At 41.3% G+C, this 23106-nt stretch carries 19 protein-coding genes; 8 read left to right on the top strand and 11 right to left on the bottom strand.

Annotation, left to right across the window (positions count from 1 at the left end; all coding sequences use genetic code 11):
• Positions 1-392 precede the first annotated feature (392 nt).
• A complete protein-coding gene (locus tag HGR01_RS41715; protein WP_235623143.1) occupies positions 393-3329 on the top strand; it encodes a plasmid replication protein, CyRepA1 family in 2937 nt (978 codons plus the stop codon).
• An 859-nt stretch (positions 3330-4188) separates the two neighbouring features.
• On the opposite strand, the gene HGR01_RS41710 is transcribed toward HGR01_RS41715, so the two are convergent.
• The 4 genes from HGR01_RS41710 to HGR01_RS41695 form a co-directional block, all read right to left on the bottom strand.
• Entirely contained in the window at positions 4189-4746 is a 558-nt protein-coding gene (locus HGR01_RS41710; RefSeq protein ID WP_045874665.1) for a hypothetical protein, read from the bottom strand.
• Positions 4747-4929: 183 nt separating this feature from the next.
• Positions 4930-5370 (bottom strand): hypothetical protein, encoded by a 441-nt coding sequence (locus HGR01_RS41705; RefSeq protein ID WP_045874666.1) that lies wholly within the window; start codon positions 5368-5370, stop codon positions 4930-4932.
• Positions 5371-5489: 119 nt separating this feature from the next.
• Positions 5490-7145 (bottom strand): IS1182 family transposase, encoded by a 1656-nt coding sequence (locus HGR01_RS41700; RefSeq protein ID WP_045874667.1) that lies wholly within the window; start codon positions 7143-7145, stop codon positions 5490-5492.
• A 361-nt stretch (positions 7146-7506) separates the two neighbouring features.
• Positions 7507-8022 carry a hypothetical protein gene (locus HGR01_RS41695; RefSeq protein ID WP_063749855.1) on the bottom strand — a complete coding sequence of 172 codons (516 nt, stop codon included), beginning with the start codon at positions 8020-8022 and terminating at the stop codon, positions 7507-7509.
• Positions 8023-8621: 599 nt separating this feature from the next.
• Between HGR01_RS41695 and HGR01_RS41690 the strand changes: the two genes are divergently transcribed.
• Both HGR01_RS41690 and HGR01_RS41685 read left to right on the top strand, forming a co-directional pair.
• Positions 8622-9053, top strand: coding sequence for a plasmid mobilization protein (locus HGR01_RS41690; protein WP_045874668.1), 432 nt, complete (start codon positions 8622-8624; stop codon positions 9051-9053).
• A 4-nt stretch (positions 9054-9057) separates the two neighbouring features.
• Complete coding sequence (locus tag HGR01_RS41685; protein ID WP_045874669.1) at positions 9058-10713, top strand: relaxase/mobilization nuclease domain-containing protein; 1656 nt, start codon at positions 9058-9060, stop codon at positions 10711-10713.
• A 464-nt stretch (positions 10714-11177) separates the two neighbouring features.
• Here HGR01_RS41685 and HGR01_RS41680 read toward each other — a convergent pair whose 3' ends face one another.
• Positions 11178-11588, bottom strand: coding sequence for a hypothetical protein (locus tag HGR01_RS41680; protein WP_045874670.1), 411 nt, complete (start codon positions 11586-11588; stop codon positions 11178-11180).
• A 475-nt stretch (positions 11589-12063) separates the two neighbouring features.
• Between HGR01_RS41680 and HGR01_RS41675 the strand changes: the two genes are divergently transcribed.
• The 4 genes from HGR01_RS41675 (at position 12064) to HGR01_RS41660 (ending at position 16902) form a co-directional block, all read left to right on the top strand.
• Entirely contained in the window at positions 12064-12363 is a 300-nt protein-coding gene (locus HGR01_RS41675; protein WP_045874671.1) for a hypothetical protein, read from the top strand.
• 629 nt (positions 12364-12992) lie between these two features.
• On the top strand, positions 12993-14741 hold the full coding sequence (locus HGR01_RS41670; RefSeq protein ID WP_045874673.1) for a protein kinase domain-containing protein: 1749 nt from the start codon (positions 12993-12995) through the stop codon (positions 14739-14741).
• 17 nt (positions 14742-14758) lie between these two features.
• Complete coding sequence (locus HGR01_RS41665; protein ID WP_081584170.1) at positions 14759-16012, top strand: hypothetical protein; 1254 nt, start codon at positions 14759-14761, stop codon at positions 16010-16012.
• Positions 16013-16500: 488 nt separating this feature from the next.
• Positions 16501-16902: a hypothetical protein gene (locus HGR01_RS41660; RefSeq protein ID WP_045874674.1), complete on the top strand. Its 402-nt coding sequence runs from the start codon at positions 16501-16503 to the stop codon at positions 16900-16902.
• A gap of 308 nt (positions 16903-17210) precedes the next feature.
• Here the strand turns inward: HGR01_RS41660 and HGR01_RS41655 are convergent, their stop codons facing one another.
• From HGR01_RS41655 to HGR01_RS41630, 6 genes are all read right to left on the bottom strand, one after another.
• Positions 17211-18188: a tyrosine-type recombinase/integrase gene (locus HGR01_RS41655; RefSeq protein ID WP_045874675.1), complete on the bottom strand. Its 978-nt coding sequence runs from the start codon at positions 18186-18188 to the stop codon at positions 17211-17213.
• Between the two features lie 141 nt (positions 18189-18329).
• Positions 18330-18965 (bottom strand): restriction endonuclease subunit R, encoded by a 636-nt coding sequence (locus HGR01_RS41650; RefSeq protein ID WP_045874676.1) that lies wholly within the window; start codon positions 18963-18965, stop codon positions 18330-18332.
• A gap of 109 nt (positions 18966-19074) precedes the next feature.
• Positions 19075-19602, bottom strand: a complete 528-nt coding sequence (locus HGR01_RS41645; protein ID WP_045874677.1) for a hypothetical protein — start codon at positions 19600-19602, stop codon at positions 19075-19077.
• A complete protein-coding gene (locus HGR01_RS41640) occupies positions 19599-20102 on the bottom strand; it encodes a DUF4365 domain-containing protein (protein WP_045874678.1) in 504 nt (167 codons plus the stop codon). Before HGR01_RS41640 ends, HGR01_RS41645 begins: the two co-directional genes overlap by 4 nt.
• Positions 20103-20185: 83 nt before the next feature.
• The gene (locus HGR01_RS41635) at positions 20186-20641 is read right to left on the bottom strand and encodes a hypothetical protein (protein ID WP_045874679.1); all 456 of its coding nucleotides are present in this window, start codon (positions 20639-20641) and stop codon (positions 20186-20188) included.
• Between the two features lie 2 nt (positions 20642-20643).
• On the bottom strand, positions 20644-21423 hold the full coding sequence (locus HGR01_RS41630; protein WP_045874680.1) for a ParA family protein: 780 nt from the start codon (positions 21421-21423) through the stop codon (positions 20644-20646).
• Between the two features lie 980 nt (positions 21424-22403).
• On the opposite strand from HGR01_RS41630, the gene HGR01_RS41620 reads away from it, so the two are divergent.
• Positions 22404-22736, top strand: coding sequence for a hypothetical protein (locus HGR01_RS41620; RefSeq protein ID WP_155539672.1), 333 nt, complete (start codon positions 22404-22406; stop codon positions 22734-22736).
• Positions 22737-23106: the final 370 nt, after the last annotated feature.

Raw genomic sequence — 23106 nt, 5'->3', positions numbered from 1 at the left:
TATGGAGGTAAATATAGAACAGCACCAAAAATTAAAAGGACAAAGCGCTACTAAGTAGTGAACACTTTGCCCGATGTCAAAAATTAAATATTCCAAATATTGGGAAGCGGGGTTTATCTCTACAGATCCAAAGAAGTGGCAGTTAAGTTGGAAGCTAATGACCACTGATTGGTAAAAGAGATTAGTCCGCGCTGCTTACTCATATTATATGAGTTGCTGTGGCAATTTATAAATTTCTGCTGGACGATTTTGACCAGAAATTTTATCAATTTTTTTGATAGCCCAAAAAAGAAAGCCTAAATAAGCAAAACAGTAAATCTCATAGATAACAGGTGTAGCAGCGCTTTAACCCCCTCCAAATACTGAAAATGACGTATTTGAGGGAAACATCTGTGATAAATAGCAACTACGAACTTCAATCAAATGAAGTTATGGGGGGATACGAATTGATATCCCACCCCTCTGACATAGAAGAAACCCACTGGAATGAATGGTTAGCCAGTGCTGTTGACCCTGGAATTATTGAATTAAACGTTATTTCAGTCTCAGGCACAGATGCCTATGACTATCTGTTCTACGGTCAAAACGTCCCCCGCCGTAACGATGGAAGACTCAGAGACGGCGTACTGAAGAAGTATCGCCACATCGAAGGACTTTCCTGGTGGTGCAGTGGCATTGACCCACTCAACGATGAAAGCCCCATGCAGTGGGGCTGCATGAAGCCCAACCATCCCAGGCGCGACCCGAACAAAGTCCATAAAGTCATCAAATACGAACATCCGTTGCGAGTGCCAACCAGGGCATTCTTCCTAGCTGTACCGGATGAAATCTGGGAGGTTGTGGCCGCACGCTATGAAAAAACCATCAGCGATGAAGATAAAACCAATGGTTTCTGGCACTGGGTATGGAAATATAACATCCCCCTTGTAATTTGTGAAGGAGCCAAAAAAGCCGGAGCGTTGCTGACTTTGGGCTATGCCGCAATCGCCCTCCCCGGAGTCAACGGCGGCTACCGCAGCCCCAAAGATGAATTTGGGCAACCCATCGGCGAAAAACATCTCATTCCCGACCTGCAACACTTCGCCACCTTGGGGCGTAAATTCATCATCTGCTTTGACCACGACACCAAACCAGAAACAATCCAACGGGTCAACATTGCCATCGCCCAAACCACAAAGCTGTTAACCAAGTGTGGCTGTCAAGTTCTAGTTACAGAGTGGAGTTACCCAGAAAAAGGCATTGATGACCTGATCGTTGCCAGGGGGTCAGATGTTGCTCATGAGGTCATAAGACAAGCACTTACTTTAGAACAATGGCAGGTCAAAGGCTACAGCCTACTTTCTTATAATGCTGCACAGACCATAAATCAGCGTTATCTAGGAGAATTGCTCATACCTGATGACGCTAAACTGATTTTACTCAAATCCCCCAAGGGTTCAGGTAAAACCGAGTCATTTGTCCCCATAGTGAGCGAGGCGATCTCCAACGGTCAACCAGTACTACTGTTATCCCACAGGGTACAATTAGCCCAAGCATTAGCCGACAGACTCGGCATTCCCTACATCACCGAAGTGCGAAACAGCGAAACCGGGATTTTACTCGGCTTTGCCCTGTGCGTAGACAGCTTACACCCCAACGGTCAAGCTAAATTTAACGCCATCCACTGGCGAGAACCCTTAGTAATTATTGACGAATCAGAACAAGTCATTTGGCACTTACTCTCTGCCAACACAGATGTCAAAAAGCATCGGGTAGAAGTTCTTAATCAATTGTCACAATTATTCAAAAATGCCTTAGCCCCAGGACGTGGGAGAATCATCGTCGCTGACGCTGACTTATCTGATTTATCCGCTGAAATGGTCATGGGGCTAGCAGAAACCAAAGTTACCCCTTGGGTTGTAGTCAACAACTGGAAAGGACAACCTTGGAATATTTACCACTACAATCAAACTACACCTGTTAACTGGCTAGCTGCCCTAGAAGCCCATATCGCAGATGGAGGTAAACCCTTTATTGCCCTTGACTGCCAAAAAGCCAAATCCAAATGGGGCACCAAAGTCTTAGAAGCAAGGTTAAAGAAACAATTCCCCGACAGTAAAATACTCCGCATTGACTCCGAAACCATTCTCGACCCCGAAAAAGAAGCTTATGGCTGCATTGAGCGACTCAACAAAGTGCTGCTAGAGTATGACATTGTACTGGCATCCCCATCCATTGGCACAGGGGTCAGCATTGACATTAGAAAGCACTTTACCAGCGTTTGGGGGTGCTTTATGGGGGTTGCCCCAGAAAATGCCACTCGCCAAGCTATAGCCCGTGTACGTGAGGATGTACCGCGCCATTTGTGGGTTGCCCGTCATGGACTTGGGAAGATTGGCAACGGAGCTATGAACCTGAAATCACTCCTTGCCAGTGAGCATCAACGCTTTCAGGCTAACTTGAAGATGCTGCAAGATGCCTCATTGATCATCGACGGCGCGGAAATCAACATTAACCGCACTGCCCTCAACATTTTTGGCAAAATGAGCTGTCGGATTAACGCTGGCATGATTCATTACCGTGAGTCAGTTCTACAAGGGTTAGGCGACGAAGGCCACAACATTATCGATGTCTATGACAACAAAACTAGGAAGAAATTAGACCAAGAGATTACCACCCAAAAAAATGAACTTTACGACGGGGAATGTGAGGATGTCGCTGCTACTGACACTAGCCAAATGACCCCCACTAAATATGAAGCACTGCAACAACAACGCTCTAAAACCACTGCTGAACGCCACATTGAGCGCAAATACAAACTAGAGCAGCGTTATGGCGTGGAAGTTACAAAAGAACTGGTGCAAAAGGACGATGCTGGCTATTACCCACAACTGAGGCTGCATTATTATCTCACCATAGGCAGAGAGTTTGTTGCTGACCGCGATCGCAAACTGGGTGAAAAAATGCTGCAAGCTAAGAGCGCCTGGCTACCGGATTTTAACGGCGGTCAATTGGGTTTGGTAATTCACGCCTTAGAATGGCTGGGCATCCCCAATTTTATCGCCGATGACCGACAACTCCGGGGAACTGATGCCGATTTGGTAGAGATTGCTAATCAAGCCTTGAGGCTGAAGTGGCAGGTAAAAACTGTACTCGGTATTACCCTCAGTAACAATGACAGCCCAATTGTCATCTTACGGCGATTGCTCTCTAAGATAGGGCTGTCATTGAAATATGTAGGCAGAGATGGGACAGGTGAGCGCCAGCGGGTTTACCGTGTGGTAGGCGGTGACGATGGACGAGATAAAATCTTCCAGAACTGGCTGGCTTTGGAGAAACCCCAGGCTTAATCACAATTTTTCACCCTAAACCTAACTAAATAACTGTGCCAGTTGTAGCTAATAGACTACGGCTAGTTTCCTCATGGCTGAGTTCCGGAGAGAACAGGTTTTTATGCCATAGGAAAGCTTAACAGTGTGACAATTGACCCACCAACAGCCTCAAAATGCCAATTTTTCGTCACGTCCACTAACGGTAATTAAATAGATAAACAAATTTACTGGACAAATACTGGACAAGTAAAGTAATCCAATCCAATCCACAGAAACCCAAAAACCCCCAATATTTTATATATGCTGTTGGGGCAGCTTGCTAGCACGGCTATCTCATTTACTAACAATGTGCTTTTACCTGGAAATACAGCAGTTACGCATAACAATTACTGTTGTTTACTAGATTTACAAAGTGCTTTTACAGTACAACGCATTGTAAGTACATAAACAATACTGCTAACCCATGCATAAACAATGTGCTAATAAGGTGTCCCACATAAAGTGTGCATGATAATTACTGCACCCTCATGTATAGCCCATGTGCAAAAGCAGTGCTGGTTGTAGTGGCAACGGTTTTTAACTATTCCCGGCTCAAAAAAAACGGGCAAAACTTTTTTGCGTACTGTGCGAGGGTTCAAATCAAAAAAACTTGATATTCCATAAACATGGTTTTGACATAAAACCACCATAGATTTACCAAGGATTTAACAGAGCTTCCATGTAGGGACAGTTTTTCATCCCATGAATTTCACATGGATTTGACATAGATTTCACATGAAAATCCCCTGGATTTACCATAGATTTCACATAAAACTGACATAGCACACTGAACAGTTTTGTTACCTAAAATTAGCCATACTGAGAAAAGCTTTTTTCACTAACCCTGCCCTTGAGTATTGGACTGCGGCGGGAAAAATTTCGGGCGCTCACCAGAACCTAACTGCCAACCTGTAACTTTCACCAAATATTTCTCCTCAGATAGCCTCTCGGTTTCTGCCAGCCGCTTTAAAGTAGTAGCGGTTATGTCTAGACGACGCATAATTTCCGTTTTACTTAACCCCTCCCTGGCTTCCTTAACAGAGTAGATAAACTGACCGCCCTCAATGCTGGTATTCTCTGCCAGATGCTCCTCAACCCCACTCGCCAGGCTAATAGCGCCAGCTGCGATGAGGGCTTCCCTTAGCTGCTGCATCTGCTGTTCTAGCATTGCCAGCCGGGATGGGAGATTCTGTTGCTCTAGCGCTGCCATTCTAGGGCTAAGGTCGGTATTTCCTAATGGGCGACCGTCTTTTTGCAGGAAATGTTCGACAATCAGCGAGACAGCAGAGGAGACAGAGCGTTGGTAATTGTCACCCATCCACTTCTTGAGTTGCTCATGCACATCCTTGGGTAAATAGGTCGTGACTTGTACACTCTTGTTATCAGCATCTTCCATACATTGTCTCTACCTTTAATCAATGTGTAAGCAATGTATAACTACAGTATTTTGCTTGGTTAAAGCATTGTAAATACTGCATCTAGCATTATTAATACTGTGTTTAGTGCTGCTAAATGCATTTAGCAGCATTATTTGGGTGTCCGCCGAGATACGGATACCGTTGGCGAATTCCCTAAGCAGCTAAACTGAACCGATTAGTTCAGCAATGAAACGATTGAGAACCTTCTGAGCAGTTTTATACCCAGTAGCTTGCTTACCTAACTTCAGTTGGGACAAAATGCGATCGCGTAAAATTTCAAGTTCTCTTATCGTTGGCAACGCAACAGACTGTCTTTCGCGCTCAGTATCAGATGTTAGAGGAAACTCCCTTTGCCGTGTAATACTCGGTTGCGGTTCGTTTGACTCTTGATGGGGAGCTAAAATTTCTGAATCTTCCCGTGTAATACAAGGGGTGGTGTTCTGCCTAACAATATGTTCTAAATAGTCAGCCCTGGTTAAACCCAAACATTCAGAGGCAATACCAAGTGCTTTCCAGGTATCATCTGTTAGTCGTAAAGAACGTACTTCACGATAGTCATCACTTTTAAGCGCAAACTTTCCCTGAATATCTCGTTTCCACATAACCTCACCCGTGTATTACATCGTAAGTGTAACGGGAAATGACGATGCTTTTCCGTGTAATACACGGTATTAGGCTTAAATCTTATTGATGTTTTAGCACCAGTCTAAACAAGTATTATCTAGCACATAGTAGAGTCAGCTAGTTTTGCAAAGTGTGAGGAGCGAGTTTTAGCCCTTGGTATCTCCTCTAACCAAGCGAAAACTCGACTTAGATTGATAGCGGCAGCAGTCAGAATATGCTGTAGATGAGTTTTAGCTAGCCCAATATAACGACAATCGCGCATTTCAAAGGCGCGGATTCCTTGAGAAATAGTTCCTTCAATGCCTGAACGCAACTGATACTGTTTTTGAAATTCCTCAGTTTTTTGTCGCTCTCTAGCTTTTTGAAGAGCTTCATAATCAGATTGCACCTGTATGCTTAACCCGCGCGGGTTGGTTTTTGCACGAGTACATTGGCTGCGAACTGGACAAGCCAAACAATCACGCTGCCGAAACTCAACGTAAATTAGGGGTTTATCATAAAAATTTTTATTCTTCTTCCAAAGGTAACTACGCTTACCTTGAGGACAATAGACCGTTTTCTGCTCCCAATCTATCTGAAAATGAGATAAATCAAATCCTAGTCCAGCCTTTGCTTGCCACCCAACATTGAGAGCTACTGGCCCCAGCAGGTCAATGTTATAGTCGCGCTCGGAGCTAGAAAGTAATTGTGCTGATGTGTATGCTTGGTCAACCAAGTGCTGTTGAGGCAGGAGGTTTTTTTCTCCCAAAGATTCGTGAATTGAGGGAACAACTGTTACGTCTTGAGTTGTGGCAGCAGTCGTTTCTACATGAGTGATAATGTGAGGTGAGTCTTCATCACAACTTTCTGTCAGATGCACTTTGTACCCTGTCCAGTTAGTGGTGCGTTTGGTGCTGTTACGCGCTTCTAAGTCATAGGGAGAGCGAATTCGTACTGCGCCCGGTGGCCCATCTTTTTCGTTGCGTAACTCAAGAGTGTCTGTTGGTGCATAGTATTGCTGTAACCAAACCTGACGCAAGACTTCTACGGCAGGCAGTTGTCGTAGTTCGGTGGGGGAAGTTTGGGAATAGATGTTATCGAGTAAATAAAAGCCATCGGCTCCAATTGTCTGAGCTAAAACTTCTCGTTCTGAAACCGTTCTGGGCAATCGGGTATCTTCAAAGCGTCTGCTATAGCGGTCATACCACTCGGCGGGAGCTAATGACTTCAGCCAAATGGGTGCAACTTCAGCCACAGCATTCAAGGCATAACGCAGAGTTTCCCCCAAATGTTCCAGTCTTGTTAGTTCCCTGACTACAGCTAATATATGGGTTGAGTCAGTGCGCTGTTTTCCCCTTGCTGAGAGTAGTTTGAGTTGCTGAAATTTCGACAGCATCAAGTCTAGTATTTGCCGCTCAACTCCACCTGTAATTAATCGGTCGCGGAATTCGCTCAAAACACTAAAGTCAAAACCGGGGTCTGTCAACTCCAACGACAAAGCGTATTTCCAATCAATCCGCCCTTGCACTGCTTGGGTTGCTTGCCTATCAGATAAATTCTCTAGATATTGCATCACCAGTATCATCGCTAACCGCCAAGGTGCTTGCGCTGGCTGACCCCGTTGTGGATACAGTGATACGAAATCTTCATCCTGATAAAATACCCCAAGTTCATCACGCAGTCGCATATATAAATTACCTTTTGGGAATGCGGCCTTGGCTATGCGTACCGTTTCATCGGGAATAGGAGGAATTTCTTCAGGATGTAAGCACATATACTGCCTCCACAAGTATTTCTTCTAGTTTATTGATAATTGAGGCAGCTAACTTAATTTTTTTCTTTCCGTGTAATACACGGGAATGAGGGTTTACCCCTCCCATGTAATACGCGGTAAAATCGGCGTTTTTATGTTAAGTAATGTTTCGCCAACGGTATCCGTATCTCGGCGGCCACCCTATTTAATACTGTTATTTAAGGCACTCAAAATTTAATTGCAGTGCTGTTGCTGGGGGTTTTGGATTTAACTCAGTCCCGGTTACTACAATTTATTTGTGTGTTACGACATACAAAGCTATTGCTTACATTCTATTAATCATTAATTTTGCAACTACTCCTTGTTGGAAATAGTTAGCCATTTATATTTCATCATCACTGTAAATTTTTGGCACAAAAGCTAAGCCGTTTTGGTAGCTAGTTGGTTCTGATTTATCCTCTGACTCCTTAGCAGCCGCTTTTCTGCGCTTAGTAGTTTTAGTTGTGGAATTAGAAGATTGTTTACTTGTAGAGGGCAATGAACTAGACGACTCATCACCATGAGAAATCTCTTGTGAGGTTGATTGTTCAGATGAAGAAGAGTTTAATTCCTCTCCTGTAACAAGAAATTTCTCACCAGATGTATTAGCACCTGTTGTCAAAGCTCTCTTGTGAAAACTCTTAATACCACTGGGTGCTAGTTCCACCCCATGTCCCTGGAATACAAGAGCAACGTCCTCATAAGAGTAGCCAGCATCCAACATATCCTGAATAGGTTTAGCTAAACTTTTGACCAACTCCTGAAGACTAATGGTTTTAGGAGTAGCCGCCTTTTGTTTAAGACTAACTTGGATATCTTCTACTTTGGATAAAGGAACAGTTTTAGGTTTACGGGGCATAGTTAGGAGAATAAGGGTGTGGGGTATTGGGTATAGGGTGTAGGGGAATTTCTCTCAATTAACTCTTGGGATTGAACCATGTATGTAGCGGAATAGGGTCTACAAAAAGATGATTTTTTGCTCCTTGCTCTTTGCCCTATACCCGACACCCTACATCCTACACCCTAGTTTTGGTAGTAACAAATTATCCCATTGTAAAAAAACTCTCGCACAAAAAACTTTAAGATTCTTGTCCTCATGTGACTCAGAGAAACAAAAAGAGGTTATTCAGTAAGTACACTAGACTAGTGTAAAAAGCAGTAACAGGTCATCAAATCCCAGCATAACCCCACCGCTCACCGGATTGGTTAACAGACCATGACTCCCGGTTACACCGGGTCAATGCATCCACTTTACCCGCAGTGCCCCAAAGTCACGTACTCCCCCAAATCCGCGTGTAGCCCCCTGGTTCACGCCACCCCCATACCCCCGCGCGAAGACAGAGGCAAGCAATACGCCTTAACGCGCCAAAGGCGCTCCTTTTGCTTCGCAAAAGAGGCGTGGTTGCTTGTTGGGGGTCTCCCCCAAACCCCCATTGTCGTACACCAAATAACTTGTTTATGACAAAATTAGATCCTCGCACTAATCTTAGTAATCAACTAGCCGATGTACTAAGTAATCATTCAGTACAGCCTGAAGAAAAGCGAGAGATAACCATCACATTTAGAGTTAGCTATGCCGAGAAAGCAAGGCTAGAGCAACGGTGCAATGGAGTAGTGCAAAGCGACTATATCAGAGCCAGATTATTTGACTATCCTCTACCACAACCAAAGTTAACTATACCCGAAGTTAATCGACAAGCCATCTACGAACTAAAAAAGATTGGTAATAACCTCAACCAACAAACCAGAGCCATTAACGAAGCCGTAAAAATTGGTAGCCAACCCCTGACCAGTGATGTACAAGAATATCTGCAAACTATTAAAGAACTAACAGCCCTCATAGAACAAACTCACGCCAGCTTATCTCAACCCATCTCAGACGAGGATTAGCGAAATGATTACCAAAATTAAAGCTAATAAATCATTTCGCGGCACTACTAAATACGTACTAGAGAAAGAGCAAGCCCAGATTATTGGTGGCAATATGTACGGCTCTACCATCGATAAACTAGTTGAACAGTTCACCTTATCAGCCCACCTTAACCCCCAACTAAAAGACCCCTGCTATCACCTAATGCTGTCAGTCCCAAAAACTGACAGAACTCTAAATGATGACGAATTAGCTAATCTCTCCCAACGCCACTTCGCTAACGTCATTGTCCTATCGCGGCTTAAAGGAGAAGAAGCCCAAGTCAAACAACCAGATAAAAGAATATCAGACACCAAGCTAAACCAGCTAGTTGATGAATTTATCGAAACAGAATTACCCGCTTATGACTTCTTCATAGCCCGACACTCAGACAAAAAACACGACCACACTCATATCATTGCATCCAGAGTCAATAACCTAGACGGTAAATCTATTCGTACCTGGAATAACTACGCTTACTCAGAACACTCAGCACGATTACTAGAGCGAGAATATAACCTCACACCAGTGCAGAGTAGCTGGGAGAGTAAACGTAAAGCCATGACTCGCAATCAACTAGAACGAGTAGAGCGTGATGGACTTCCAGGCGAAGAAATAATGCGAAGGGCGATTGAACAAGTCGCAGTTAATAAGCCCACAATGCCAGAGTTTATCCAGCGATTATGGTCAGAACATCAAGTCAAAGCTGTCGTTAGCTATTACAGTCACGGTGGAGTCAGAGGCATCAAGTTTGGCATTGATATAGGCTCAGTTAATGACGATGGCTCCCCTCGACTGCTGTGGAAACAGGGAGGTAATCTCAATAAATATAAATGTTCATTTACCAAACTTCAGTCAGAATTAGGCGTAAGCTATAAGCCAGAAAGGGATAATGCAGAAATTAAACGCCTAAATACTTGGTTAGAATCAGCCCCAATTACTAAAAATAATCAGTTAGTAATAGAACAGTCATTATCTCCTAAAGCTATAGATAATCCCAAAGTAAATGCCAAAGAATCTTCAGCTATAGCTGAAACTAAAACTCCTATAACCCCAGATCAATCTTTAGAACTATACAGATATTACAGTGTAAAACTAGAAAATGAATTAGTTACAGACCGAGATAAAAAAGTTGCTGTTAGCGCGCTACAAGATGGAAAAACTGCCCCAGAAGTGGAAGAAATCCTAAAAGCCAGCCCTGCCTTCTGGAGTCAAGAAGAAGCAAGAGCATTGGTATTGATTGCTGAATCTCAGTTCATCAAACAGCAACGAGAGCTTGAAGCACAACGACCACAACAACAGCAGTTAAGGAAAGAATTATTAGCGATAGCTGTCCCTGTTGGTGTTGAGCTAATCAATCATCTACTTAAGGGTACTGATAAAGATAGCCTGAGATTTAAACACTCCACTCTGTCAAAACAGGGTAGAGAATTAGTATTTACTCATGATGAACGAGGTGAGGTTTTTCGTGTCAACGTCAACCGTAACCATCAGGGCGAGCTAGAGTATTCCCTGGTGAATATAGGTGAACTCAGGCAATCAGATATTGAGACTTGGCAGAAAGCCAAGCAGGTATTGCTTGAATATATAGAACAAGAACGACAGCAGCAGAGAACCCAGAATAGAGGATTATCCCGGTGAATAGAGCAGGGGGAGCGAGGGTGCAGGGGAGGCTAGGGGAGAAAAGAGAATAGAAAAGAAGCAGCAGCACAAAAGAAACCGAGATAAATAATTATTCCTGTAAGGAAAACTCTTTTAGCTCTTGAACTAAGATAATAATGAAAAAAATTCTCTGGAAAAATAACTCTAAATTTCTAAAATTTTAAACTACTTCTCCCTCCCCCTGCTCCAATAAGGGGCGCAACTCTTAACCGCTTCGCTCAAATAGGCGGTGTCTGCCACTGCCACAAATCCACTCGTTGAGCCAACCAATTTGTTGCAGGCAGCGGCAGACACTCCGCTGCGCCGCCTATTTGTTAAGAGTTGCTTGAGTGATGGTATTACAGATTGATATAAGCAGATGCATCTAAACTATTATTTAAAGCTAGTTTCCTTGCTTGCCATAACCGTTACAATTGTTTATTTGAATTGGGATCGCTATCTATTTATCTGCACTTCTGTCGTAAAATTACTCTACCATTGCGTTTTACAATTAAATAATTCGGTAATTCGACTTCAGCTTTCAAGGTGGGTGCGATAACTTGATAGACATAACCTCTATTAGATGCCCATGTCATCAACTGCTGATTTCCATCATTTATATATCTAAGACTACCATTGTATAAAATCAAATCTGGATCTTGCTCTGGGTAGCCGTTTGAATCAAAGTACCCTTGAAAAGCAGTGTATACTAGTTGATTATTTTCATTCTCTCTTGTAAATACCAAATATTTCCCAGTGTTGCATATGTAAGTTGTGTCTTCAAATGCTTTAGCTGGACTCTGAATAAAAAAACTGTTGATTGAAGAAATAGCTAAAGTAAAGAATACTGCACAAAATTTTGAGCGTTTTTTCATTTTTACCTATAAATACTTTGGTAGTTTTCTATTTTATGTAATCTGTAAAAACTGGTCATATTGAACATATTTCTTTTTTATAGGCAAAATTCAGTGATAAACATCCGAGAAGATGCGGTTATTTTTATAAATTTTCAAAGTAATAGCAGTTTTCGATTCCTCGGATATCAAATTAGGAACATTACTCTACAAAATTTTAAATATCCTGCGATATATTACGTAAATGCTTGAAATACTATGTAAAAAACCTGGTAAATATACCATTTTTGATGGATTTTTTAAAGTTTATAGTAAATATAAAATAAATTTCTAAATTAGGCAGATATCGTTTGGATAAGCAGCCGATAATAGTTATAGCTATATTTATGTATGTTTATCTCAATCTATCTAGCTTTTTTCTGACATATTCTAATTATATTAGAGCCAAGATAATTAGAAATACCTAGATAAATATAGAATAAACATGAAGAACAATATGAAAATCAAACATATTCTCAATATTACTTATGTTTTTATAGGTTTGGTATTAACTTTTTTTTTAGTATTTATTCACCAAAGTAAATCAGTGTTTGCTATTACGCTGACTCAGTTAACCAATACATATAGATTTCTCAATAATAATAAATTGATAAATCCTGAGTTGGTTTTAGGATTAATTATTTTAGGTATACCGATTTTTTGTTTTTCTTATGCTGTAATGAGAGACCGTGAAAAAGCATGGGGACTAACAGTTATAACGATTTTCATAATTTTTATTTTTCAAGCGTGTCATTAGAGATTTGAGAATCAGTGGAATAGAAAATCGAGTAGGGAACTCCAAAAAATAAATTATCCCTTTTTCTGCACTATTCCTCCCTCCTGCTCCCTACCTGCCTAAATGCGATGGGATATTTTTTTGAAAAATGGAAGTCTCTTAACCTTAAAATTTTTATTGCGTCAGAATTTTATCAAGCTTTAATTAAGTATTAAATCAATCTATATTTTGAGTATATACAAAGGTTAAAGAACGATGTCATTAAATAAAGAACAATTGAAAAGTGTAGCAAGTTGTAATCTATTTATTTGTTTTATATTAAGTGCTCTTTTCCCATTTGCAGGCTATATTTATACTAGAAATTGGAGAAAAATGGTCAAATACATATTAATCAATATTTGCTGGTTTTTATTTTATAGTAGAAATATGAATCAGTTCCAAATAGGTTTGTTTTTGTCTACATTAATGGCTATTTGGCACAATTTTTATATTGTTATTGATGCTAGAGAGAAATTAGAGAAATTAAAAAACATATAAAATCATCAATGTGCATAGTGAAACAACGATAAATAACACATCAATTACATAACTTATTTGGGTAAATTGGGAAAGATTAAATTAGAACAATTTTGTAAAATTACTCTAAAAAGATGATCAGTAATTTACTAGCAGGACGTTACAAAGTCCTCCAAGTATTGGGTGCGGGTGGCTTTGGGAAAACATACATTGTCGAAGATATTCACCTCCCTGGCAACCCTAAATGTGTTCTAAAACAACTAAAACCTGCTAGTGATGCACCTCCAGTTTTAGAAACTGCTAAAAGACTCTTTGAGAAAGAAGCCGAAACATTACAAAAATTGGGCAGCCACGACCAAATACCCAGACTTTTGGCTTACTTTGAACAAAACAAAGATTTTTACTTAGTGCAAGAATTGATCGATGGACATACCCTAAGCAGAGAACTATTGCCAGGACAAAGGTGGACTGAAAGCCAGATTACCGAAATGCTGATTGAGTCCTTGAGCATTTTAGGATTTGTCCACAGCCAAGGGGTGATCCATCGCGATATCAAGCCTGACAACATCATCAGACGAATTGCAGATAACAAATTAGTCTTGATTGACTTTGGTGCAATCAAGCAAGTACGAAACCAATCAGTAATGCCGGGGTCACAAGCAAGCATCTCTGTAGCTATTGGCACTCCTGGTTATATGCCAACCGAACAAAGTCGAGGTACACCACGCCCCAGCAGTGATATTTACGCTTTGGGGATGATAGGTATTCAAGCATTAACAGGAGTGTATCCACACGAACTTCAGGAAGACCCAGATACAGGAGAAATACTCTGGCAACATTTAGTAGCAGCGAGTCCAGAGTTATGTGACATATTGCATAAAATGACGCGCTACCATTTCAAAGACCGCTACCAGACAGCAGATGAAGCATTGTCAGCAGTTAAGCAATTAGTCAATCCAGTTAGTACTCCGACAGTCCAAGCAAATTCTGCTAATACCTCCAGACATGAACTAACTTTAGAGTGGATGGAAATTGGACAAGTCAAAACGCAAACAATTACTGAAAACCAACAGAGTAAAAATCCAGGTACAGTTCGTATTGGTCGAGACCCAGCTCAGTGTGATATTGTTTTATCAGCACCTACAGTATCAGCACTGCATGTAGAAATATTTTTTAGCTCTCAGCAGCAGAGTTTTTATTTGCGTTCTTTACGGGAGAGTAATCCCCCAATAGTGAATGGACAAAGCTTCCGCACTGGGGAAGTAATGTTAGACCAAGGTAGCAATATCCGTTTGGGACAATTAGATTTGCAGGTAAAAACTGTTGCTGTTCAACATTATCCTGCTGGTTATACACCGACGGAGTACGCGATTCCTTTCCAGAGTACACCGCCACAACCTATAGCACAAACTGTACAGGTACCAAAAATACTCAACTCGCAGGAAAATACAATCCCAGTAGCGCCAGCAAACCCTTTGGCATCTCCATTACCAGCGTCTGTTTCACCTTCACCTAAAGAATTACCGCATTTTATCAGGTTGGGGATGGTTGCTATCCTGAGTGCGGGAGGTATTTTTGCTTTAGTTTCCGTCCGGAATGCTTTCAACAGTGCATCTAGTTCTAATGGTAGTTCATCTCCATCTTATACAAGATCTAACAATCTAGGCGTAATAGAGCAATGCCGTCTGATTACTCCAGGAGGTGGAAGAATCACTGCAAAGTTACGTAATAGTGCTTATAGAGAGGCTAGAGAGATTGCAACACTAGCTAGTGGGACTCAAGTTTCAGCTATTGAACAGTCTGCTGAATTTGTGAATATTCAGACTCCTGATGGTACTACAGGATGGGTGTTCAATAGTGAAATAAGCAATTGTCCATCTTAGTCTTCAGTATTGATATAATGCCTCAACTCTATAGCCTGCTGTTTGCCCTTAGTCTTACCTTAATCAATCCTTGGGGGAAAGCTCACAGCCAAATTTGGACTCAACCAAAGGTGTTAATGGTTCTCCTGATTACAGGTGTCAATATTGCGGTGATTTACCGTTACTGGCGCAAGGCTTCTTTTATTATCCCCAGTGTGTGGAAAATTGGCTTTGCTTTATGGACACTGTTTCTAGGAATTGCATTAATAACAACTTTGTATAGCCCTTTTCCTGGGCGTTCTTTATGGGGACAGTCTTTATTAGGTGATGGCTGGCTTTACTGGATGCTAATTGCTGCGTTTGTGCTAAGTAATGCTTTAGTGTTGAGCCTGCAACCTGTGCTAATGAGAGCGCAATTATTTGGGTTAATAATAGGAGGTGCAATAGTTGCAATTTCAGTATTTTTACAAGTACGTTATATTCCTCTTAGTATTTATTCTAACCGAGGATACGCGGCATTTGTCTTAGTGGGTGTAGCACTAATTACTGGTTTAGCATGGCTGTGGCGATGGATGCAATCAATTTTAGCGGTGGTGCTATTTATTAGTATGGGCGCTGCTTTGGTCTACACTCAGATTCGCGGCGGAATTTTAGCTTTGCTAGTGAGTGTAGTCTATTTGTTATGGCGTTTTGCTTTAAATAAGGTAGGCAAACGAGTGATGCTTGGTTGCAGTATTGGTACTGGTGGTTATTTATTATTAAAGGCTAGTACAGTAATGCAAACATTACAAAGCTGGGAAACTTTTTCCACTGGTCGTTTGCATTTATGGGCACTCGCTTTTAAAGGGACTTTAAAACGACCACTTTTCGGTTGGGGGTTTGACGGATTGGGGATTGCTTTTCCTTTTATAGCAGATTACACGGATAGAGATTGGGGTTATCTACTTACAAAAGTTGCTATTGCCAAAATTCAGAGTTTGAGTGATCTCACTTTTAATTATTTGGGAACAGATGGTCACGTATACACGGGGTTTTTAATTAGTAATAAGGCTCACAATATATTTTTAGATACAACAGTTTCAGTAGGATTTCTAGGACTGGCAATCTACACGTTTTTGTTAGGGTTTTGCCTGTGGAAGACTGCTAGAACTCCTTTTTGCGGTATTGAAGCTGTACCTGTTGCTTATCTTGTGTATACGCTCACTTGGTATGAATCTGCCCAGTTTAGCCATCTGGCTTGGTGGTCTCTCAGTATAGGGCTGAGTTCTATTCACTCGGTCAAATCAGGGTAGTGTGAAGAGTATTTTTGAATTGTATAGCCTGAGTAGTTATGCGTAATTTTCAAACTAAGTATTTACGGTAGATTTGTTATGGAACTTATACATTTATAATATTTTTGTATTTATATACCAATAATAATACTCTGCAAGGATTCTTGTCATAAATAGAAATAATCAATATGAAATAATTGAAGTAGCAATCTCCAAATATTCTAAGATTAAAATCTACTAATATAATGTTTGTTTAAAAGTAGATATTTTAAATATATAGCATATTTACGGATGTACATTGTATACGTTTATTTGTAAAAAATAGATATGTAGAGTATAAGCTTCATATAAGTTGATAACTGAATATTTTTATAGGTGTATTAAGACGTAAAACGTTTAGTTTAAGCTTTTAAACACTATAAAAAATCCAATTTCCCACCTGGATGTAGTTTATATCATTTTCAGAAAAATACCTGAATTAAACAATCACCCAAGTATTCATACAGAACATGAAAAATCTGAAAAAATTTTTCAATTTGTCTTTGGCTTTAACAATTACTTCCGTCAGCACTATTGGCAATCTACATCCTGCTAAAGCAATAGATTATGAATGCATAGCTAGGGATTTTTTAGTATATACAAACGATAATTCTGATACAGGAATAACATATGTAGCTTATCAAGGAAGCTATACAAGTAGACCAGATAGAGACCCCGACTTAGTTTTAAATAATGGTAATGAATACTATAAAAATGGAGATAATTCAGTTGTAATGACTTGGAGCGCTGGTGGGGGTTATAAATATCAAATAGCCGTAGACACTTTAAAAGGAGAACCAACTGGAGTATTAACTGTAAAACGTTATGGTCGTGTCATTCTTAGACGAAGATGTGCAGACGGAGGTCCTTAAACTATCTACTTAATTAAAAATATCAACTTATTAAAGTATAGAGTTCACCGTCAAGAGTAAGTTGGGTTGTTAAACCTCACTTACTTAGTTTTTAGGCTTATGTAATTTTTATAGCAATATTCATCTGCGAACATCCTGGGTATTATCACAGGAGTAATATATAAATTCATACTTTAAGGGAAAAAAGTGTCCAAGCTGTCACCAGCCGCCATGCAACTCTCAAAAGCCATGCTATACAAGGCTTTCAAAAATAAATTCTGACTTTTACCTGAAAATCAGTATTTAGGAGGCTGAACTCACTGTTCAAACTAGCGGTTTTTCTGCCTACTGTAAGGCACATTCAATAAATCAATCGCCCGTTTCTTCGCCGCTTCCCCCCGCCGATCATACTTACTTGTCGTACTTGGCGACGCATGACCTGCAAGTTTAGCTACCGTGACGATGTCTGCACCTGCATCCAATAGATTACCGATAAAAGTTCTTCTAAAATCATGAGGTGTAAACGCATCCACATCAGCTTTTTCCCCGCGTCGTTGCAATGCCCGTAACACCCCCTGCTCGCTCATCCGCTTCGGTATGATTTTCTGTGCCTTATTTAAAGGATAAAATAGTGGGCCTGGTGCTTTCCCCCGAATCAGCAACCAATCAAGGACTGCTTGCACACCAGCTTCAGGTAAGTAAACAATTCGTTCCTTCCGCCCCTTAGCTTCGCGTATTGTTAATGACCGACTACGCGCCTTAAAATCGTTCAAATCAAGAAATGTTACCTCACTGCGACGCAACCCTACCGTCAAAACTGCGAGCAATGCCGCATCTCTGCGACCCAATGTAGAGTCATCTTGAATGCAATCATCCCACAGCGCAGCAATTTCTTCAGGATCTATTTCTCGCCCCTTTAATAAACTTTGGCCCCGCACCGACTCAATATCAGATGCTCGTCCATATTCATCTGTGGACATTAACCCTAACCGCCATGCTTCCTTGAGCGTCCGCCGCAATGCACATAGCATTTTATTAGCCATCGCTGGGCTGTATTTCTCCATCAGCACTGACCTAACTGCGGCTGTGTGCTGGTAACGCAACTTTGACCAATCCAAGGTGCTTGCATCACAAGTACCACTGGTCAAAAGTTGAGCGATCGCATTTAACGCTTCTCTCATAGTTCGACGCGAACCTTCACCCAGAGAAGCCAGATACACCTCTGCCGGGTGCAACGTGATGGGCAGCGGCTCTGTCAGTGCGAGAGATTCAGGGCTAAAATTGTCAGTGATCGCAGGAGTATTCACGGCAGGCAATCAGGAGCTTTTTCATAGATCCTCCCTCAAAAGTGCCTTGCTGTATACATCTCAGACGCTATTTGTTGCGTGAATACCTTTTCTCTTCACCTATAAAGTCTGTAACCCTTGCTGTGTCTGACACGCCCACTACTAACTGGCATTGGTCGCCAACTGACCCAGACGCTTCAAAACGCGCAAAACTGTATACAACTCATTCCCCGGATTGAAAATATAGAACAAGCGAGACAATAGATATTTTGGCGTTTCTTGTTTAATCAATTTCACAAAAATAAAACTACTGCCATTGGAGATTAGTCCGTAGACTGGTTTATCTGAGTTGGAGACTGCCAGCATATAAGCCAAGAGCTGTGCTTTTCCCACCTCCACAGAAAAAGCTGCTTGTTTGGACTCGATAACTACTACTACTAGCTGTTCAAATAAAACTAAGACATCAATCTGCCCTTTGACCTTTACACCTTCATCTTCAGCAAAAACTTCTACAGATTTTTCAGATTTGATATGGAACGGGGATAGATAAAAATCTGCTAAATCCAATAAAGGAGACAACACCACCATCTTGACAGTGTTTTCCAGCAGCGGAGGGTACTTGAGTAAATTGGCATAACTGGCCTTAACTCGGTCGAGTTGTTGTTTTTCCGAGTTGGTTATTTCTGGTAAATTATCTTGCCACTCTCTAAAAAGTTGCTCATCTTCAAGCAATTGCAGCCCAAAGCTAGTTTCTAAGTCAAGCAGGGTAATTTCTTTAGCTTGTAATGTTTGAACCATAATATAGAAATATTTTTCGTCAATGATAGTGAAAGTAAATGCGCTTTTTAGTTTATGACTGCAAATATTTAGCTTTCATTCTGTCAATGCTAATCTCGGCGTAGGAACATTATTCGGTATCATCCAGGCTAAAGTGATGGGGATTTTTCAGAATGAATTTACCGTTGTCCTTAATTAAGTCACCCGTGCAGTAAACGGGCAAGCGTTCTTGATACGCTTTCAGTGCCAGGATGTAGTCACGGTCAGCTAATTCGGTGTGGATGGGACGCAGTTTATCAACCACGATGCCCAGCATGGTGATATCGCCACTTAGATTTACTGCGTTGGGTGTGGCAATGTGCGTGACGACTGCTTGGATGGTGGTGTTGGGTGCATTTGTAATTAAGTCACCCCAAATTGACTGTTGGGATCTGGTTTGTGCCAACGCCAGAGTTTCCACGACTTCCGCCATGCGACGAGAAAAGTCGATAATTTCTGGTTTAAGGGGAAGCAGAATTTCAAAACCGTCTAAAGTCCAAATGGCAGCTTTATCACCCTGACGTTGCTGTTGCTGCCAACCATGCTCGACTAAGTAGACTTCTACTTGGCGGGGGTCGATATATTTGAATTTTTCCACATCCGGGAAAATAGCTGTCATAGGGATTCTCCAACGGCGATGCGTGACATGATGGTTTTGAGTGCGTCGGGGCTAAATATATTTTGACGCTTAATCTCCACAGTGATACTCGTCTTGTTATCAACTGCTGGTTGTCCCCGCAACGATAGCCAATACCCGCAGCGAAAAAGGCATAGGGATTCTTCGGTTTGGGATAACCAATCGCTAACTGCTTCTGGCACTAAGACAACTATTAATAGTTGTGGCACAAAGGGGTCGTCTTCTCGGAGTTCGTCATAGTTTTTGGTGCTGAGTCGGTATTTAATTAATGTTTCTTTGAGAACGTCTTGGGATGTAGATTTAATTTGTACGTCAAATCTCGGCAGACGCTTGGAGTTGAGTTTTCCTGGTACGGTGATTGTAGCGTCGATGCCGCTATCATCTAACCTGCGTGTGGCTGCTTGCAGGGAGTAGCCAGCAGTTGCAGTGACGGCATACACATAAGCGTAACTAAAATCTTCTTTTTGGGTATTGAGGCTCATTATTTACCAAGTGGTTTTGATACCTTATGGGTACTTAAATTCGACAACATAGAGATTTACAAGATTTTGGTTGTTGAAGGTCTTTACTTCGACGGGTTGCTCAACATGGTGATTAACCGTTTAATTTGCCCAACCCGCTTGCGTTGGTCGTAGCGGCGCTTGGCTTCCGTGGTAATTTTTTCTAATTGCGTATTATCAGCACTAGCAACAGTCCAGGCAGCTTCTAAAAATACCTCAACTGTGATGCCTCTGTCTTTACAAAACTGTGTCAATTTCTGATCGAGGTCTTTTTCTAAAACAATTGCCGAATGTCGCCGGGTTTCGGGATATTTTTCGAGTTCGGCTTTAAGTTCAGCGATTGTGTCACCTGGGGCAGGAGTTGGGGTGGCAAGTTCTTTTCCTGGTGTGGGTTGTGGCAATGAGTTTTCTTCTTGTACTTGGTTTTGGGGCTGTTCTTTAGACAAGAGAGCATCCTGACGTGGTGTAACTGTTGGGCGATTGCGTTTGTTGCGTAGTTGATTAAGTACGTTATCTGACATTTTTATTTGCTCCCAACATCCGTGCGGATTTTCTCGATTAACATTTCAAATGGATATTCCAGGTCGGTGTAACCCAACTCCGAGAGGGTTGTACGTTTGTTGATGGCTTGTTTATAGCGTTCTGATTCGCGGATTGAGGGCAGAACTAACTCAACCCCAACTTCATCTCGCATTCCATCTACAGCCGCTCGACTTTCTTGCGCTTGAGTGTTACCAAACCAGCGGTCGCGGAAGGGTAGTACACCTAAGATTTCAGCATTCGTTGCGCCGACATCGCGTAATCCGCTCAGTAAGTCGAGCGTCCGCACTAGGGAACCGTAACCTTTAACCGATGCTTCTGCGGGGATGATGAGAAAATCTGCTGCGCCAATCACTGTTAAACAAATTTGCGATCTCTGGGGTGGGGCATCGATAATGCACACTTTGAAGATGTTGCTGATGGCTTCCAATCGCCGCTTGAGTAAGGTTGCACCAACTCCACTGTTAGATAAATAATCTTGTACGGTATCAAGTTGGTCATCGGCGGGGATGAGAAACAGATTGTCGTTATCTAATGTCGGGTAGATGCAGTCTTCTGCTGCGACTGTTTTTTTCAAAAACTCCAATAGGGTTGGTTGGTTAGGTGACAACTCAAACCCCAGATAGGTAGTGAGATTATGTTGGGGGTCGGAGTCGAGCATCAAGGTAGTGAACCCCTGACGTGATAGCAGCCGACCAAGGAACAGGGCAGTTGTAGTCTTGCCCTGACCGCCACTCAACGAGCTTACGGTAATTGTCAGCATCTCTATTTTTAGTAATTTATTAAATTAGCGAATTAGCTTAAGCTCATTTAATAATTTTGTCAATTAATTAATTTAGCTTTTTGGCTTTTTAGTAAAAGCTAATTTTATAAAATTAGCTTTTTGGCTTTAGCTAATCAAGCCCGCTCGGCTTAGGGCATCGCTAGGCGCACGGACCCGGAAGGGTTTCTGCTTCCTTCCCTTACGGATTTTGTGCAACTGCACAAGAGACTGATGCCCCAAAGGTCTTATGTTCGCTCCACAGACTGTAACAGCGTGTCCCGCCGCCAAAATGTTGCAACTAGGGTTGATAAGTAGCTAAACAGAATTAATTACACACATGGTTTTTCTGTTCCCTGTTCCCTCCCTCAACGAATATATTTAATTTTGTGCGAGTACTTATCTCTGTCATGGTGCTTATGCAGGCAAGTCTGTTATGTCGGCAACGCTACCGCTTTCGTCCTTCTACACCAACTTTAATACGCATTTTTAGTTTAATTCAGTTTTTCTAAGCATTATCACTGAGTATACAACATAAAAAAACATTAAAGATTGCTTGAAACTCTTTTTTTGTAAGACTTTCAGACTATTATTATTTTTATTAAAGACAGATTTTACAAAGATATTAATGCTTTTTCTAAACTTTTTGTGATTTTTTTATAGATACATTTGACAAAAAAATCCGTATTATTACTAGTAAAAATACGTAGATCATGTTATATACTAAAATTAGGCAGATATTATAAATAATGACTTGACTCGCTATTATTAGTCAGAGTATGATTTAAATAACAGCGAAGACCCCAGTGTGCTTAAGGTGTTTCGCTGGGGTCTTCGCTGTTATTACATACTCCCTGATAGTGTTTTTCCGGACAGCATCAGGGAAATTTCACTTTTAGCGCAGCAAAGGAGCTGCTTCAGTTATCATGCCAAACTTTCATTATAATGGCAACCCCCTACCTAGTAACAACTCAGATCCTCAATTGGGAAAATCTCAAGTCGAAATTGCTGAAAATGAAAGCTTAACGACAACACTTGAGGAAGAAACTGCTAGTAATAAAAGCGAAAATAGTTTAGAAGTGTTGATTGAAGTTTTAAAAAATCCTCAAGAAATTTTAGAAAAACTTCAAGAGGCTCCAGTTCGACATTGGATGGATATTGCTGCTCCAATCTTGCAATCAGGTGGAAAACCTGTAGCGATAATTCTATCGCTAGGGTTCGTAGCGATCCCCTTAATAATGGGTGGTAGTTATTGGGTAGCCCCAATAATAGCAGTAGGAGCAAGTATTGTTGCTATTTGCTCATGTTTGAATTAATTCGAGATTGAGTCAAAACAAACCGATATTTCCCGATTTCTACTGTCACTAGCAACAGCATTGAAGTGTCCAGTGGGCAAACCAGACAAGCTCATTGGACTTTTATATCCATATATTATGTCACTAAGATCTCCTAAAACCTCCAAGGCTTGATTTTGTGTAAACATCACAATGGGGTTTTGATAGCAAGTTTGATATCAAAAATCTGAAAAAGTTTCAACAGATGCAGCTTCGGGACGGGCAGAGTTATTGGGACAGTTCGGAACAAGCGTCCCAGTAGAAAACCCTTAACTCACAAAGCTCTGGGACGGTCGGAACAGTTCGGGACTTCGGGACAGACTGAGTAAAAATGGTGTTTAAGGCGTGCTTC

This window comes from Tolypothrix sp. PCC 7712 (assembly GCF_025860405.1).
Classification (GTDB): Bacteria; Cyanobacteriota; Cyanobacteriia; order Cyanobacteriales; family Nostocaceae; genus Aulosira; species Aulosira diplosiphon.
This window is presented reverse-complemented; position numbering and strand designations above follow the sequence as displayed.